The following is a 14,877-nucleotide window of genomic DNA, read 5'->3' as shown; positions in this document are numbered from 1 at the left end:
TTTCTTGCTGGACAAGTGGTGCTGGCCCGACTTTTCAAGTTTGAAGGAGTGCCACCGGGAAATGCAGAACGCCTTTCGTTGTATGCGCTGGTAGGAGCTATCGCAGGCGCACGCCTGGTCCATTGCTTGTTCTATGATCCGCATTACTACCTATCAGACCCGTTGGCAATTCTTCGCATTTGGGAAGGGGGTCTCGCTAGCCATGGAGGGGCTGGGGGAATACTTCTCGGCCTCTGGTTAGGGGCGCGTACGCTACGACCTAAGGTATCGTTTCTCTGGCTCATTGATCGAGCAAGCATCCCCGCAGCGCTAGGAGCTGTGTTTGTGCGGATTGCTAACTTTCTCAACTCAGAGATCGTTGGTATACCTACAATGAGCGGTTGGGGAGTTATATTTGAGGCGGTCGACGGGTTACCCCGCCACCCGGCACAATTGTACGAGGCAGCGGCCTATTTAATCACCTGCTTCATATTGCTGACCATCTACTGGCGTTTGCGACAGCGCACACCACACGGCTTGTTGTTCGCAATCTTCCTTGTGCTCGTATTCACTGCGCGCATTTTTGTTGAATTCTACAAAGTTCCACAGGCTGCATATGAATCTGGTCAATTCTTCAGTGTTGGCCAACTCCTGAGTTTACCGTTTGTAGTTTTCGGGTTAGTTATGGTTCTGTGGTCCACAGGGCATCTAACACGTAGTTCCACCGGGCGCGCAAAAAGCGGCGCGTCGGTGAGCTAGACCTTAGCGATCTAAAAAAGGAATGAGTATGAGGGTATTACTTTTCGTTGCGGTGTTACTGCTGTCTTCTTGTGGGCGCAGTGCTCCTGAGTCATCATCGTGGAATAAGCCGGACTCGATTGTTGTGGGGTGTGAAGACTATCAATCATTAGAGATAAAGCACGGAGTACTATATAACAACGTGTGGAATAAGCACGCCGATGAAAGTGGTGACGGAGTCCAGTGTTTAGAATCAAGAGAAGTCGATGGATCCATTCAGTATGGATGGTCTTGGAGTTGGCCGGAAGGGAAACGCGTCATATACGCCTACCCTCAGATAAAGGTGGGGTCTTCCCCTTGGGACCCAGAACCTAGATTCGACGAAAGATTCCCTAAGAGAATATCGTCCTTGCAAAGGTTCGAGCTGGATTTTGACGTAGAAACAGTCACCAATGGTGACCACAATCTGGCGGCATCGGTGTGGCTCACAACAGAGCCTATCAAAGGAGGCGAGCCCAACCCCTCAGTAATCGCTGCCGAGATAATGATTTGGAGCTACTCCACGGAGGGGCATTTCGATCCTGCGGGAACGAAAACCGCTGAAATTGAAATCGACGGTGATTGGTGGGAAGTCTGGGTGGACAGAGATTGGAAAGATGCGTCAGGCATGAACGACAACCGATGGACTTACGTCACCTATCGATCAAAGGAGCAGTCGATGAGTACAACCTTGAGACTATTGAAATTGCTTGAGTACGCAGTGGAGCACCAAATAGTATCTGAGAATCTGTACGTCTCCGACCTAGAGCTTGGCAATGAGATAATGAGTGGTTCGGGCATCACTTGGATCAACTCGTTCGAAGTGGTCTTGGACTAGGCGCTAAATTCAGAATACAGAGAGGTATATATGACTAACTTGATTCAGCAGTATGTTCAAATATGGAATACTCAGGAAATCGAAAAAATCCCTACAATTTTCTCAAAAACAGCGACATATAAGGATGCCTTTTTTCACAAATAAGCTTAAGAAAGCAAAGTTTGACCGATTTGAAGCTATCAGGCTATTGGGTAGTCTAGAGATTGAATTAGTTGGCTGAAAATTTCTGATAACTGTAGGCTGTTCGTTGAAGTATTTACATCCGACGGCCTCGCCGCGCTGGAGCGTCGCATTTTAAATAGGAACTAGGAAGTCACATGTACAAGTTGTTTTATTTCCCACGCAATGCTAGCTGGGCACCGCATATGGTACTTCACCACATGAAGGTTGAGTATGAGCTGGTGCTGGTCGACAGGAAAACTAACGAACAAAAGTCTGAAAGCTACCTGAAACTTAATCCTACCGGACGTATACCAACTCTCGTAGATGGTGACCTATCGCTCTTTGAAAGTGCAGCCATTTGCCTGCATCTATGCGATCAGAACCCTCACGCAAACCTCATTCCAGCTATAGGCAACCCTGATCGACCCAAGTTTCATCAATGGCTTGCATATTTAACTACCACTTTGCAGCCTGAACTGATGATCTATTTCTACCCTGCCAAGCACACCACCGATACTGCGGGAGAGTTGGCGATTGTTGCAGCGCAAGAATCGCGGGTAGCCGAAATGTATTCATTCCTAGACGAAGCCCTTGAAGGCCGTGAATTTCTTATAGGTAGCAATGTATCCGTATGTGATTACTTTCTTTTCATGCTAGCCCACTGGGGTAGTGGTTTTAGCCGGCCGCCCCTATCATATCCCAACCTGGGCGCTTATCTTAGACGCCTCGCTAAGCGAGAGACCGTGAAAGCAGTGTGCGCCGTTGAGGGTACAGATTTGGGTGCTTACAATTAAATCGGGTTATGAGTGCATTTCAGGCAATGCGGTAACCAAACGGCTGAACTTTTGGTTAGGAGGGTTTATAGTCTCAGTCCTACTAACAGAAGGACTCGTGGCAGCACCAAGGAGCAGCGCGCCTGAAGTACAATATAGTGTCTCTAGAGGAATACCACCACAAGGAGTATGTAAATGAAAGATGTCGTCAAAATTGTCTTATGCTCGGCCCTAGCCGCAATTGCGGCCTATGTCGTGGGAGGGCAAGTAGCCTTGCTTATGGTAGGAAATGAGGCTCGCTCGCTTTTGAACGCAAAGTTTGTAGGATCTCTCTTGGCAGCCATTTTCTTTACATGGCAAGCGGCCGATCTAGCAAACTCCAAGTTTTTTAAAAACATAAAGATCCACAAACATAATATCTCCCCGGATTCCCTGACTTCGCACCGGTAAGCTCAGCGTCATTTGAGTGTGGCGCAAAAAGCAACATTGTCGGGTAGCTGTCGGGCGAAATTCGTACCCGACACCGTAAGAATCTATGAATACTCATGGTTCACTTACGTTGGAGTATTTAGATGATTCTTAAACAGTTACGTATTAGTCGCCATCTATCCCAAGAGCAATTGGCTTTGATGTCTGGTTTGAATGTTAGAACCATTCAAAGGATAGAAAGCGGTCATAAACCTAGCTTAGAGTCTCTTAAATGTCTTGCGTCTGTGCTTGAAGTTGATGTTTCAACCTTAAACCAGGAGATATTTATGATGGACAAAAATACGGACAACTGGCACAGCTTGCCATTTTGGGTTAAATGTTGGTTTTTCTTTAACTTTCTAGATTTCCGCCCCACTAGGGCTACAGCTAAAAGAGTAGAGGTTCTAGCTCATGCCAGTGGGTTTACATTTTGTGCTTTGGGTTTCGTAAATCAGGCTGCGTTAGCTGGCGGTTTATGCATGCTTTTTACTGCATATCTATTTTACTTTCTGGTTTGGAAGGGAGATAAATATGGCATTTGGTATGAACCTCTAGAGCCTAAAAGAACATAGCAGATCGTTTCAGCATTGCATCCGCGGTGCTGAACGTTTTTTAAGTAGAGCGCAACGTTAAAATTCTTTCGTGACGAAAAACAAGCCCAGAATTCTCGAAAGGAGTATGCATGCATCAAAAGGCAGCCCAATGGATCGTGGGATTACTGGGTGATCGAAGCATCCCATATCTAATCTGCGGCGGCCTTGCAGCAAAGGGGTACGGTTCTACGCGTGAGTTGAACGATATTGATCTTTTCGTTCCCGGCGAACATTTTCAGTGCGTGGTGCAGGCCGGCGAGGATTATATATCCAAGGCCTCCGATCACTACCGAGAGGAAGGATGGGATCTGACCTACGTCCAGTTCCAGTATGATGGAATCAAAGTAGAGGTGGGCAACGCTGACGGTTCGAAAATTCTTGATGCGGGTAGTCAGACCTGGATTCCGCTGAACATAGATTTTTCTCGCTATAATACTGTGCACCTGCTCGGCCTTGAGTTGCATGTTATGTTGAAGGAAGATTTGATCAAGTATAAAACGGCACTTTCACGATCTGTAGACCTTGAGGATATTCGTGTCATCGGTTAGATCGCATCGCATACTTCATGTGGTGGACGACCAAATGAAGCTTCGCACTTTCATGGCCGCTGTCGCTGGAGTCGTTACACGAGGGAAAAATGAGTCGATGTCCAAACTGCAACGTACATATTGGCATACGAAAGAAGCTCTTCTTTAATCAAGTATCGCTTCTTAGATGTCGGGAATGCGGGGTTCTGCTCGGGCGCAGTCACACATCAAATGTGCTGACAGGATTGCTAGTCGCGGTTACGCTATTTGCTCTTGTGGCGCTTCTCATGGTGCCCCACAATGGCTATGCTCAACTGTTGGCATTGATAAGTACGCTTAGCCTTTTGTCGCAACGGTATTCGTCTAAGCTATATGCCGTTAATAAGATTGGGTCCGGAAAGTATGAGTAACAAACGGCACCAGCGACTTAACTCGTACCCACTTTCAGGGCGACAAATCCGCCTAATAACCGGGCGTTTTTCGCCAACGGAGATTCATTGTCAGTCATGAGCCAGTTGAACGACGAAACTGTATCTTTCTCGCCTGAAAAGTATTTCAGGTTGAGAATAGAAAAGCGGTTCGAAGAGCTGCGAAACGAGCTGCAAGCCATGGTGCCAAACTCTGAGATTGAGCACGTTGGAAGTACAGCCATACCTGGATCCCTAACCAAGGGCGATCTCGATATTCAGGTTCGTATCGGAAAGTCTGAATATTCTGCTGCTAAGGATAAGTTGTTTCAGTTATACGATGTTAATCACGGTGGATTTACAGCCGAAGATGCTATCTCATTCGAAGATTACAGTAGCGATCCCCATGTAGGAATTCATCTAACCGTCAGGGGCGGTAGTGGTGATATCCAGTATCTGTTTCGGGATCGTTTAATCGCATCGGAGCCTCTTCGCCGTGAGTACGACAACCTGAAGCGACGATATGAAGGAAAGTCAATGGCGGAGTATCGTGATGCTAAAGAGAAGTTTGTTATGCGAGTTCTCGATGGCACCGCCTCGCCAATTCCAGACGCGATGACGAAAAAGGAGTGACTGTGAAGAAAGAGCAAGTGCGTCGCTTCTACGAAGATATATGGAACGCATATGATAAGAAGGTGATTCCGGAAGTGCTGCATGAGGGGTTTACGTTTCGTGGGTCGTTAGGTCAGCAGGCCCACGGCTATGATGGGTTCGCCGAGTATGTTGATATGGTGCATGGTGCTCTAAGCGATTACCGATGCATCATCGAGGAGCTCGTTTCTGAAGGCAATAAAGTTTTTGCAAAAGTGACGTTTACCGGAGTTCATCAACATGAGTTTATGGGGCATCTTCCGACTCACAACCAGCTAAGCTGGCTTGCGTGTGCATTATTCACGTTCGAAATGGACAAGATATCGGATGTTTGGGTGCTCGGTGACTTAAAAGGGTTGGAGTCTCAGTTGATCCAAAATAGGGCATAACTAGGCCAACAGAGCGATAACTGGAGCGGGAGCTAAGACCCGCTCCGAGCAAAGCGGATCAATTTATTGACCTGCTCCTAGGTCTAGCTTGGATGAGCGCCGGCCCAAGGCCTTGATATTCACCCCCCGGAGGATTAATTTAGATAGCTTGGCGTCGGGGTGTCTCGGCAAGAACGGTGAATAATACGACAATTAAATGGAGATACCCATGGATATATGGACTGCCTGGACCGCTCTTTTGGAGTACGGGATTACCCTGCTTTCTACCCAGCTCGGACTGTCCGAAGCCCTTGCCATCATTGCGTTCACTTTGCTCGCGCGGCTGGCTTTGATGCCGCTCTCCTTCAGGGCGGCGTACGACACGTACCAGAATCAAGCGGCCATTCGCAGTGCCAAGCCGGAAATCGAGCGGCTGAAGGAAGTCTATAAAGACAATCCTCCCGAACTCGCCAAGAGAACCATGGCGTTGTATAAGAAAAGAGGCATCAAATTTCTGGGCAAGAGCATGGTCTTCAATATCGGTAGTCAGGGCGTCCTCGGCTTGGGTCTGTTTCACACCCTTAAGAATATGACCTTCAGCTCCAAGTTCCTCTGGATCACCAACCTGGCGAAGCCCGACGTCATTTTGGCCTTGGCGGTAGGCGCTTTGATGTTCGCCGGTATGCTTTTGATGCCCGGCAGCGCGGAACAGGCTTCCTTGCTGATATTTCTGATACCAGTGGCCATCTCGGTGTTTGTACTGGTGAGCTTTCCATCCGCTATCGGCATTTATTGGGCTGCATCCAATTTCGCTACCCTGGGGCAATCACTCTATCTGCGGCACGTGGTGAAGCGAGAAGCTACTTTAGCTCGCGACTAGTGCCGTGCCCCGCTTCTCGCGGGATGTTTCCTTCGCGTTCGCAGCGGGATTCCGCTGCACCTCAGCCGAACCAGTTCGTCATGCCTTTTGGCCGCGTCAAGTGGGCAGTAGACGCGCGCCTGGTTCAGCAATGTTGGCGGGGATATACTCCATGGAATTGGTGAAAGCTACAAGCAGCAGTGACTGGGCGAGTGCTTCAGAACTATTGAGTCGAGTGGTAAATCGACTAGCGCTGCTTGAAAAGCCTTTATGGACGTTGGAGCAAGTGTCAACTCAGGGCCTGAAGGAGGCCTATCGCTTGGAAGAGCTTCACTTCTTAACCCTGAATAATCAGCGAATTGGTTTAGCATTCCTTCAAGAGTCCGATCCGATGTTTTGGCCTGAAATCACGAACAATGACAGTTTGTTCGTGCACAAACTCGCGTTGGATCCGGCGTTGCAGGGCAAAGGGAACGGAAGAATGGCTATCTCAAAAGTTCTGCAAGAGGCCATTGCTAGGGGCCTGAACTGGCTTCGCTTGGACTGTGATGACCGCCCGGAACTCCATCGATTTTACCAGAAGTGCGGCTTCGCCTTTGTAGATTTAAAAATCATGGGAGCATTCAACGTGGCTCGTTACCAACGGTTAACTAGCATGGAAAAGTAACTACAAGAAGCGGATTGAATGCAGTAAGCGATAAGCATCGAACAAATAGCTGGCCGAACGTTCGTGATCCGCGTCGGTTGGTGACGTTCAATAATAACAGTAGATAATTGGAGAGCCGCCTTTGAAAATATGGATTTGGTATGTAATAGCTTTAGCGTTTGCCGCGTATTGGGCATCGAATCTCATCCTATGGTATCCATGGAGCTACAGCCCTATCTTAGGGATGACCATTATGCTGACGGTGAATCCAGTTTTATGGGCGTACGTAACGGTTTTAGGCATAAGGTCCTATCCAGGGCAGCGTGTGAGCGCAGCTGTATCACTGATTGCGGTTGTGTTTCTTGTTTTGGCAATAGTGGCCGATTACCTATTTTTTGCTCTGATTAGAGGTGCGCTAGAAGAGCTGTACCACCCTACGACATTCTACGGTTATGCCTTTCTTGTTTTTTGGCCAGTGCTCATCGGTTCTTTATTCGGAAAGAACATGCTGAAAAACCCCAAGCCATTGAACTGGGAAAATCTCGCGTACGTTGGCGCATGGGGTTTTGGGTGCATGGGAATAATTGCGGTTATCATATGGCTTGATATTAAGTTGTTCTAGACAGGTCTAGTTCACGCAAAACAATTGCGGCTCTGATATTTGAGCGCGGCAGTACCACAGAGATCTAAGCTATGAAAGCTCAATCCCGTCTACTCGAAAAGTTGTGCCAAAGCCTGCCAGAGGGCCGGCTCGAATGGATCGGTTTGCGCAGTGAAAGGCGCGGCGTTGTGGAGGTGGTAGAAAGTGCCTTTGCGGTAGAAGGTCTTGGGTTGGACGGGGATCATCGCATGACAAAGACTCCTGGTTCAGCCCGCCAGGTAACCATGATTAGCAGCGAGTTTATCGAAGCGATTTGTCGCCATACGGGTCACTCCAGCATCGACCCGGCACTCTTGCGGCGCAACCTGGTGATTTCGGGTATGAACATGAATCTACTGCGCCATCAACGGTTGCAGATAGGTGATGTTGTGTTGGAAACCACCGCCCTCTGTCACCCCTGTTCCCGCATGAACGAAGCGCTGGGCCCCGGCGGCGCAGCATCGATGTTTGGCTACGGTGGGCTCTGCGCCAAAATCATCCAAAGCGGCCGCATGACAGTGGGGGACCCGGTGATGCGCCTGGCTCCTGCGGCCAACCATAGCCCGCAATAGGGTGCGCTCTGATCGCAATCTTTACGCTTCTTGCGCCCCTTACGGCATGCTATGCTCAGCTGGTTCAGGGGACTGTTCTTGGTGGCAGTCGCCGCTACGGGAACAACCGATCCTTGAACGAGGTATTCATACAGTCCCGGCTATGACAGCGGCCCCCATCAGATGCGCGGCGGTCCCCAGTGGGGAGCGGTTTACAGGAAGCAAGTAATGAAATGTATCTTGGTTTTGTTGGTTGTTGTAATTTGTGGTTGTGCAGCGCAAGGAGACCTATATAAGGACGTTCAGACTCAAGCATTGGATGGCAAAAGCAGTATCGTTATTTTTCGGAAAAAGCAGTTCACGGACGGCGGGTCGTGCTACACGGTCAGGGTGAATGGTGAGCCTGTTGGAGTCCTGGGGAATGGAGGCTTCTTAGAGGTTCTGTTGGATCCGGGCAAGCACGTTATCAGTATTCCACACCTCGACGGGAAAACCTTGAGTAGCGAAGCAATACTAGAAGAAGGTGAGGTTTACTATGTGGAGTATAACTCAGCACTAAGGGGCGTTAGCGCGATTCCCATCGGGGCCGCAGTGATGACCAATGTGAGTTTTAACTTTGCGCTTTCTCCAGTGCCTGAGCCCTATGCACTTGAGCAACTGGAAGGCTTGAAAGACTCCTCAAAAAAAGTTTCATGTATGGCAACGCTAAAGTGAGTTAAAGCCACGGAATGTAGGCCCAACGCTATGTTACTAACTGAGAGCTACCGCACTGAACGACGTTTGATGGAGATGTCTGATTTTCTCCGGGAAGACTTAGGTACAGTCGTTCGATACAGTCCTTTGTCTCAGAATGTTGAGGGCCTGGTTTGTTTTGCGAATATTCCTCATCAACTGTTGGATGAGGAAATTCAGCGTCACATCGCGCACTTTGACGGGATGAATATCGGCTTCGAGTGGAAAGTCTATGATTCGGATGAGCCGGCTTGCTTAAGAGATAAATTAATTGAGGCAGGGTTCCAAGAAGGCGAAGCAGAATCTCTGATGGTCTATGACACCAGTGAGCATCGGCCGGCTGTGGTTTCGGAGCTTGGCGGGATCATGGTGCGGCGAATCGAACACACTAACGAGCTGAATGAAGTTGTGGATCTCCAGGAAACTATTTGGGATAGGTCCTTTTCGTGGCTTTTTGATCAGCTTCTCTCCATATGGAATCATGGCACCTTCTATGGAGCTTATGACAATGAGAGGTTGGTGGGCGCCGGTTGGATTGAATATCCACCGGGCGCCCAGTTCGCTGAGCTGCACGGCGGGTCCGTCCTTCCTGCCTTTCGTGGGCGCGGTATCTATTCTCAGCTACTTCATAAGAGACTGAGCGATGCTCTTGTGAAGGGTGTCAGGTGGGTAGCCGTGGACGCGGCGCCGATGAGCCGCCCCATCCTTGAAGCGAAGGGCTTGAAGAAGCTTGATACCACGTATCCGATGGCGTGGCTTCCGCGCGGTACGACTGTGTCGCACGAGCGATAAACTATCCCAGCCCACAGCTACAGATTCGGTGAATTGTAAAAATAGAGACGTTCATGATTACCTCATTGTTCTTCCCCATGCTACTTCACGTAATACTGGTGGCGATGCTTTATGCTCTGCTGACGCTTATGCGAAAGTGTGGGGCGTCGGCGCCAATGCCGATGGTAGTAATCCCTACGCGCTGATAGAGCAGAGAGTAAGTGCTAACCTATCCAATCAGTTTGAATGGCCGGTATTGTTTTACGCCGCGTCCATCATTCTTATTGCGCGCCCGGAATTGTATCAGCCAATACATGTGTGGTTCGCCTGGTTGTTTGTGTTTGGCCGTGTAATCCATAGTGCAGTACAAATCTGTACTACGAATGTCCGCCTTCGGGGCGCGATATTTACAATCAATTTTGTTGCAGTAATATGCATCTGGGGTGTGCTTGGGCTAAGCGTGATAGACCAATAAATGGCTGCTAGCCGCAGCCCATGGCGACGGGTCTTCATACTGTTGGACTATGACTTGGAAAGGCCGCCATTTTTTCCGCCGAATAACCGCTTCAGCACCCAGTGGGACGGCAGATAGATGGCGGTGATCATCACCACCATCAGCGCCATCAAATACAGCCACGGGTGCACTAAGTCCTGCGGGCGGCCTGGTCCGTAGGACCAATTGATATTGCTTTCAGGGGTGCCGAACCAATAGCTTAATGGGATAGCCACAACGGCGATAACAATTTGCAGCCGCAGGGCTCGAGGGTCATACCCAAATCGAATCAGCATAAACAGCATCACCGGCGGTAATGCCAAGTGGAATAGCCCGGACAAAAAGCGTATATGAGTCTCCGTGTCGGGGCTAAACATATAGGCCGCAACGCCAATCACATTCCCCAGCGTCAAAAAATCTAGAACCCAAACCAATTCCAGAAACAGCACGCCCACGGCCATGGTGCTGGCCAGCAGCCGGCTTTGCAGCCACAGGGCAAACGCTAATACGATCAGGGCAATATCGGAGAACCACAAAAGGTTGGCGGGGCCAAGGTCGCGCCAGTAAATGGGTACGATCACCACCACCATGGCGGTGTAGCTCCATTTCAACCACGACGGCACTCCACGCTTGGGGTCGCTCAGCTGCGTGAGCCATTGGTGTCGTTGATTGTCGCTGGGGTTGTCCATCACGGCTCCTTTTCCCGTGGTTACGAATTTACTGTATAGGCTGCGGAGGGCACAGGTCAAAGGCGGACCCGCCCCATTTGGCTGGTTTCTGAGGGCCACAGTTGGGCGCAGGTCTAGATTAGGGGGTGATGCGCACTGGATTTTGCGCCAGAGCCGGAGTATCTTGGCTGGCCGGTGCTTGTAAAGGATGTTTGCCCCTATGTTCCAGGATTACGATCTCTTCGCCCTCTGGTTTATCGCCGGTGCCGTACTCATGCTTCTGGAATTAGTGATTCCAGGCGGCATAGTCATATTTCTGGGTATCGGCGCAGTTCTCGTCTCTTTCTTGCTCTACACCGGCGTGATCGATGGCTGGTTACAGGCATTTACCGTCTGGTTTATCGGTTCACTGGTGTTGGTGTTCGCTTTGCGTGGTCTGGTTCAAAAGCTGATTCCCGCTCAGGTGGAGCGCGGCAAAACCGATGAAGACCTGGATGCCTACGATCAAGTAGCGGTGGTGGCCGAGCGTATACCCGCGCAAGGGGAGGGGCGTATCAATTTTCGAGGCAGCACCTGGGCGGCCCGTTGCCACCAGCCGGACCTGGAAGTCGAGGCCGGTACACAAGTCCGTGTAGTGTTGCGAGAAAATCTCGTATGGCTGGTTGAGCCGGTTGACCCCCCGGTAGCCCCCGACGAGCAGCATACTCATTAAAAGTACAAACCGTTTTGTCCATTCTTAAGGAGTTTTCATGTTAACCGCATTTACCATTTTTGTTTTGGTGACCGGTATCATCTTGTTGAAACTGATGATCATCGTTCCCATGCGCCAAGCGTGTGTTCTAGAGCGCTTTGGCAACTTTCGCCGTGTGTTGGAGCCGGGCTTTCACGTCATAGTGCCATTCTTGGATAAAGTGGCCTACCGGCACGAGATCCGCGAGCAAGTATTCGATATTCCCGCCCAGAGCTGTATCACCCGCGACAACATTCAGGTAGCCGTGGATGGTCTGGTGTATCTAAAAGTCATGGACGCCAAGCGTGCCAGTTACGGCATTGGCGATTACAAAATGGCGAGCGTGAACTTGGCGCAAACCACCATGCGTTCGGAAATCGGCAAGCTGACGCTGGGCGATACCTTCTCTGAGCGCGATAAGCTCAACGAAGCCATTGTGCGCGAAATCGACAAAGCGTCGGATCCTTGGGGCATTAAAGTGCTGCGCTACGAAATTAAAAACATATCGCCCTCGGCGCAGGTAGTGCACACCTTGGAAAAACAAATGGAAGCGGAGCGGGAAAAGCGCGCTGACATCACCCTAGCCACAGCGGCCAAAGAATCCAAAATCCTGGTTTCCGAGGGGCACCGTCAGGAAGCCATCAATATCTCCGAAGGTGAAAAGCAAAAACGCATCAATGAAGCCAAAGGCCGCGCCAGCGAAATCGAGATTCTCGCCGAAGCCTCGGCTGAAGGTTTGCAGAAAGTAGCCCAGGCTATTAAGAAGCCAGGTGGCGATTACGCCGTGAAAATGCGTCTGGTAGAAGATTTTGTGGGCCGTACCGGCGAGGTGCTTAAAGGCGCCGACGTCTCCGTGCTGCCCACCGATCTGGCGCACATCAAAGGCATACTGACGGCCCTGAACCAGAATATCGGTAGCGGCGCGGCGAAAGGAGTGTCCAAATGAACGATTTGAATCCATTTGATCTGTTTAACCTGGCGGTGTGGGGCATTATTTTCCTCACCATTATCTCCCAGCTGTTTGCGTCCATCCGTATTGTGTCCACGCGCACCACGCTCATTGTTGAGCGCTTGGGGAAATACCATGCCACCCTAGGGCCCGGCTTTCACGTTCTGATGCCGTTTATCGACAAAGTGACGGCTCTGCAGGATCTGCGCGAAGAAACCATTGATGTGCCGCCGCAAGAATGTTTCTCCATGGACGAAGTTCAGGTGGAAGTAGACGGCGTCATCTACATGTCGGTTTCCGATCCGGTGAAAGCCACCTATGGTGTGACTGACTACCGTTTTGCCGCCATGCAGCTAGCGCAGACCACTACGCGCTCGGTGATCGGTACCCTCGATATGGATAAAACCTTCGAAGAGCGGGACATGATCAGCCAGGCCGTGGTGGATACCCTGAACGAAGCGGGTGCCGCTTGGGGTGTGCACGTGCACCGTTACGAAATCCGCAACATCAAACCGCCCGCTCGGGTGCAAGATGCCATGGAGAAGCAGGTAACCGCTGAGCGGGAAAGACGCGCCATTCTGGCCCGGGCCGAGGGTGACAAGCAAAGCCGTATCAATACCTCTGAAGGTACCATGCGCGAGCTGATTAACCTGTCCGAAGGTGAACGCCAACGTTTGGTTAACGAAGCAGAAGGTCGCGCGTCGGAAATTCTGGCCCTGGCCACCGCTACCGCTAACTCCATCGAAAAAATTGGTAACGCCGTAGTGCAACCTGGCGGCGAAGAGGCGATCAAACTTAACTTGTCGGAAAAATTCATCGATAACATCGGCCACCTGGCCGATGCGCACACGAAAGTAATTTTCCCGGCCGACCTCACCAACATGGGCCGTCTGTTGTCAGAGCTAGACCTTGCCATCGACGATAAAACAGCTTCCTAATGCGCGATCTGTCCGCTGCCAAAACCGCTCCACCCAACTGGCGCTTACTGCGCCTGGGCGGTTTTGTGCTTGTTCTTTTGGCCGGCCTTATGGGCCTGGCCGAGGGGCAGGTGGATGCTGGGCCCGCGCCCGTGTATCAGGTGGACATCAAGGGCGTGATTAACCCCGGCTCATTGGGGTTACTGCGCCACGCCATTGAGCGCGCGGAAACGGAAGGGGCGGAAGCGCTGGTGGTGCGCATCAATACCCCCGGTGGTTTGCTCAGTAGTACCCGCGATATGGTGGCTGCCATTTCCGAATCCGGTGTGCCGGTGATTGGCTATGTGGGCCCGGCGGGAGCTGGTGCCACCTCGGCCGGCGCCTTTATCCTACTCTCCACGCATGTGGCGGTGATGAACGACGGCACCACTGTGGGCGCTTCATCTCCGGTGGCCGGCGACGGGCAGGACATTGATAGCACCATGGCGCAAAAGGTGCTGAACGACACTCGGGCGTTTATGCGCTCCATCGCCAAAAACCGAGGCCGAGATGCGGACACCGCCGAGCGTTTTGTCACCGAGGCGGAAAGCCTGACCGCCGATGAGGCGTTGGAGCACCAGGTAATCGATTTGGTGATACCCGATGCGTCGGCTCTGATGAGTGCCCTGGAAGGTCGGGAGTTTCAATTCAAAGGCGAGTCGCTTGCGCTCAGCCTAGAGGGGCGGGACATCTACACCGTTTCTCCCCGGCTGATGGACCGGCTAATGGACATTATTGCGCACCCGCAAATTGCCCACCTGCTGATTTCTCTGGGCATGTTGGCTCTGTACATTGAGCTGCTGAACCCCGGTTTGATGGTGCCCGGCGTCGTGGGCGTCATCGCGATGATTCTGGGGTTAATGGGGGTGCAGACGCTACCGGTGCACATCGGCTTTCTGATGCTGCTGTTCCTCGGTTTGGGTTTGATGGTGGCGGAGTATTTTGTCTCCGGTTTTGGCGTCCTGGGGATTGGGGGTGCCGCCGCGTTCATTATCGGTAGCCTCAATTTGTTCGATATGCCCGCCGACCAGGAGCACCAGGAGATGGTGTTGTCGGTTAGTGTCGGCGTCAGTGCGGCTATTCTTCTGGGCTCGTTCCTGATCAGCTACGCGTTGGGCAAAAGCGGCGCCAAGGCCAAAAACAAAAGCTTGGTGGGTAAAACCGGCGAGGCCATGGTGAGTTTCGATCGCACTGGCTATGTGTTGATCAACGATCGGCGCTGGCTCGCCGAAACCACTGAGCCTCTGCGCCACGGCGATCAGGTGGTCGTGGTGGCGCAAACCGACGATGATCGGCTGCAGGTTAAAAAGGGCGCCTCCTCCTAGTAACCTTGTGATGC

The 14,877-nt window shown here is 51.2% G+C and carries 20 protein-coding genes; 19 read left to right on the top strand and 1 reads right to left on the bottom strand.

Going from position 1 to position 14,877, the window contains the following annotated elements; genetic code table 11:
- From lgt to RBH33_RS17735, 15 genes are all read left to right on the top strand, one after another.
- The coding region (lgt, locus tag RBH33_RS06150) for a prolipoprotein diacylglyceryl transferase (protein ID WP_306731266.1) at window positions 1-738 on the top strand (738 nt) is incomplete at its 5' end.
- Between the two features lie 28 nt (window positions 739-766).
- On the top strand, window positions 767-1,594 hold the full coding sequence (locus RBH33_RS06145) for a GH12 family glycosyl hydrolase domain-containing protein (protein ID WP_306731265.1): 828 nt from the start codon (window positions 767-769) through the stop codon (window positions 1,592-1,594).
- Between the two features lie 317 nt (window positions 1,595-1,911).
- On the top strand, window positions 1,912-2,550 hold the full coding sequence (locus RBH33_RS06140) for a glutathione S-transferase family protein (RefSeq protein ID WP_306731264.1): 639 nt from the start codon (window positions 1,912-1,914) through the stop codon (window positions 2,548-2,550).
- A 174-nt stretch (window positions 2,551-2,724) separates the two neighbouring features.
- The gene (locus tag RBH33_RS06135; RefSeq protein ID WP_306731263.1) at window positions 2,725-2,979 is read left to right on the top strand and encodes a hypothetical protein; all 255 of its coding nucleotides are present in this window, start codon (window positions 2,725-2,727) and stop codon (window positions 2,977-2,979) included.
- 122 nt (window positions 2,980-3,101) lie between these two features.
- Window positions 3,102-3,569: a helix-turn-helix domain-containing protein gene (locus tag RBH33_RS06130; protein WP_306731262.1), complete on the top strand. Its 468-nt coding sequence runs from the start codon at window positions 3,102-3,104 to the stop codon at window positions 3,567-3,569.
- A 110-nt stretch (window positions 3,570-3,679) separates the two neighbouring features.
- Window positions 3,680-4,138: a hypothetical protein gene (locus RBH33_RS06125; RefSeq protein WP_306731261.1), complete on the top strand. Its 459-nt coding sequence runs from the start codon at window positions 3,680-3,682 to the stop codon at window positions 4,136-4,138.
- Between the two features lie 485 nt (window positions 4,139-4,623).
- Window positions 4,624-5,157: a GrpB family protein gene (locus RBH33_RS06120; RefSeq protein ID WP_306731260.1), complete on the top strand. Its 534-nt coding sequence runs from the start codon at window positions 4,624-4,626 to the stop codon at window positions 5,155-5,157.
- Window positions 5,158-5,159: 2 nt separating this feature from the next.
- A complete protein-coding gene (locus RBH33_RS06115) occupies window positions 5,160-5,564 on the top strand; it encodes an ester cyclase (protein ID WP_306731259.1) in 405 nt (134 codons plus the stop codon).
- A gap of 208 nt (window positions 5,565-5,772) precedes the next feature.
- On the top strand, window positions 5,773-6,423 hold the full coding sequence (locus RBH33_RS06110) for a YidC/Oxa1 family membrane protein insertase (RefSeq protein WP_306731258.1): 651 nt from the start codon (window positions 5,773-5,775) through the stop codon (window positions 6,421-6,423).
- A 151-nt stretch (window positions 6,424-6,574) separates the two neighbouring features.
- Entirely contained in the window at window positions 6,575-7,069 is a 495-nt protein-coding gene (locus RBH33_RS06105) for a GNAT family N-acetyltransferase (RefSeq protein ID WP_306731257.1), read from the top strand.
- Window positions 7,070-7,190: 121 nt separating this feature from the next.
- Window positions 7,191-7,670 carry a hypothetical protein gene (locus RBH33_RS06100; RefSeq protein ID WP_306731256.1) on the top strand — a complete coding sequence of 160 codons (480 nt, stop codon included), beginning with the start codon at window positions 7,191-7,193 and terminating at the stop codon, window positions 7,668-7,670.
- A gap of 71 nt (window positions 7,671-7,741) precedes the next feature.
- Entirely contained in the window at window positions 7,742-8,260 is a 519-nt protein-coding gene (locus RBH33_RS06095) for an MOSC domain-containing protein (protein ID WP_306731255.1), read from the top strand.
- 207 nt (window positions 8,261-8,467) lie between these two features.
- Window positions 8,468-8,953: a hypothetical protein gene (locus RBH33_RS06090; protein WP_306731254.1), complete on the top strand. Its 486-nt coding sequence runs from the start codon at window positions 8,468-8,470 to the stop codon at window positions 8,951-8,953.
- Window positions 8,954-8,983: 30 nt separating this feature from the next.
- Window positions 8,984-9,763: a GNAT family N-acetyltransferase gene (locus tag RBH33_RS06085; RefSeq protein WP_306731253.1), complete on the top strand. Its 780-nt coding sequence runs from the start codon at window positions 8,984-8,986 to the stop codon at window positions 9,761-9,763.
- Between the two features lie 28 nt (window positions 9,764-9,791).
- Window positions 9,792-10,217 (top strand): MAPEG family protein, encoded by a 426-nt coding sequence (locus RBH33_RS17735; RefSeq protein WP_373568232.1) that lies wholly within the window; start codon window positions 9,792-9,794, stop codon window positions 10,215-10,217.
- Window positions 10,218-10,264: 47 nt separating this feature from the next.
- Here the strand turns inward: RBH33_RS17735 and RBH33_RS06080 are convergent, their stop codons facing one another.
- On the bottom strand, window positions 10,265-10,924 hold the full coding sequence (locus RBH33_RS06080) for a hypothetical protein (protein WP_306731252.1): 660 nt from the start codon (window positions 10,922-10,924) through the stop codon (window positions 10,265-10,267).
- 199 nt (window positions 10,925-11,123) lie between these two features.
- On the opposite strand from RBH33_RS06080, the gene RBH33_RS06075 reads away from it, so the two are divergent.
- From RBH33_RS06075 to RBH33_RS06060, 4 genes are read left to right on the top strand one after another with little or no spacing between them, the layout of a single operon-like run.
- On the top strand, window positions 11,124-11,615 hold the full coding sequence (locus tag RBH33_RS06075) for an NfeD family protein (protein ID WP_306731251.1): 492 nt from the start codon (window positions 11,124-11,126) through the stop codon (window positions 11,613-11,615).
- 37 nt (window positions 11,616-11,652) lie between these two features.
- Window positions 11,653-12,579: an SPFH domain-containing protein gene (locus RBH33_RS06070; RefSeq protein ID WP_306731250.1), complete on the top strand. Its 927-nt coding sequence runs from the start codon at window positions 11,653-11,655 to the stop codon at window positions 12,577-12,579.
- Entirely contained in the window at window positions 12,576-13,520 is a 945-nt protein-coding gene (locus tag RBH33_RS06065) for an SPFH domain-containing protein (protein WP_306731249.1), read from the top strand. The genes RBH33_RS06070 and RBH33_RS06065 overlap by 4 nt, the downstream gene beginning before the upstream one ends.
- The gene (locus tag RBH33_RS06060) at window positions 13,520-14,863 is read left to right on the top strand and encodes an NfeD family protein (protein ID WP_306731248.1); all 1,344 of its coding nucleotides are present in this window, start codon (window positions 13,520-13,522) and stop codon (window positions 14,861-14,863) included. The genes RBH33_RS06065 and RBH33_RS06060 overlap by 1 nt, the downstream gene beginning before the upstream one ends.
- Window positions 14,864-14,877 lie beyond the last annotated feature (14 nt).

Source organism: Marinimicrobium hydrolyticum (genome assembly GCF_030848505.1).
Lineage (GTDB): Bacteria > Pseudomonadota > Gammaproteobacteria > Pseudomonadales > Cellvibrionaceae > JAVDDU01.
Note: the sequence above shows the minus strand (reverse complement) of the source record. Positions and strands in the feature narration are given on the sequence as shown.

Coding starts and splice junctions, on each gene's coding strand:
- RBH33_RS06145 (WP_306731265.1), top strand. CDS start 767: ATGAGGGTATTACTTTTCGTTGCGGTGTTACTGCTGTCTTCTTGTGGG.
- RBH33_RS06140 (WP_306731264.1), top strand. CDS start 1,912: ATGTACAAGTTGTTTTATTTCCCACGCAATGCTAGCTGGGCACCGCAT.
- RBH33_RS06135 (WP_306731263.1), top strand. CDS start 2,725: ATGAAAGATGTCGTCAAAATTGTCTTATGCTCGGCCCTAGCCGCAATT.
- RBH33_RS06130 (WP_306731262.1), top strand. CDS start 3,102: ATGATTCTTAAACAGTTACGTATTAGTCGCCATCTATCCCAAGAGCAA.
- RBH33_RS06125 (WP_306731261.1), top strand. CDS start 3,680: ATGCATCAAAAGGCAGCCCAATGGATCGTGGGATTACTGGGTGATCGA.
- RBH33_RS06120 (WP_306731260.1), top strand. CDS start 4,624: ATGAGCCAGTTGAACGACGAAACTGTATCTTTCTCGCCTGAAAAGTAT.
- RBH33_RS06110 (WP_306731258.1), top strand. CDS start 5,773: ATGGATATATGGACTGCCTGGACCGCTCTTTTGGAGTACGGGATTACC.
- RBH33_RS06105 (WP_306731257.1), top strand. CDS start 6,575: ATGGAATTGGTGAAAGCTACAAGCAGCAGTGACTGGGCGAGTGCTTCA.
- RBH33_RS06095 (WP_306731255.1), top strand. CDS start 7,742: ATGAAAGCTCAATCCCGTCTACTCGAAAAGTTGTGCCAAAGCCTGCCA.
- RBH33_RS06090 (WP_306731254.1), top strand. CDS start 8,468: ATGAAATGTATCTTGGTTTTGTTGGTTGTTGTAATTTGTGGTTGTGCA.
- RBH33_RS06085 (WP_306731253.1), top strand. CDS start 8,984: ATGTTACTAACTGAGAGCTACCGCACTGAACGACGTTTGATGGAGATG.
- RBH33_RS06080 (WP_306731252.1), bottom strand. CDS start 10,924: ATGGACAACCCCAGCGACAATCAACGACACCAATGGCTCACGCAGCTG.
- RBH33_RS06075 (WP_306731251.1), top strand. CDS start 11,124: ATGTTCCAGGATTACGATCTCTTCGCCCTCTGGTTTATCGCCGGTGCC.
- RBH33_RS06070 (WP_306731250.1), top strand. CDS start 11,653: ATGTTAACCGCATTTACCATTTTTGTTTTGGTGACCGGTATCATCTTG.
- RBH33_RS06065 (WP_306731249.1), top strand. CDS start 12,576: ATGAACGATTTGAATCCATTTGATCTGTTTAACCTGGCGGTGTGGGGC.
- RBH33_RS06060 (WP_306731248.1), top strand. CDS start 13,520: ATGCGCGATCTGTCCGCTGCCAAAACCGCTCCACCCAACTGGCGCTTA.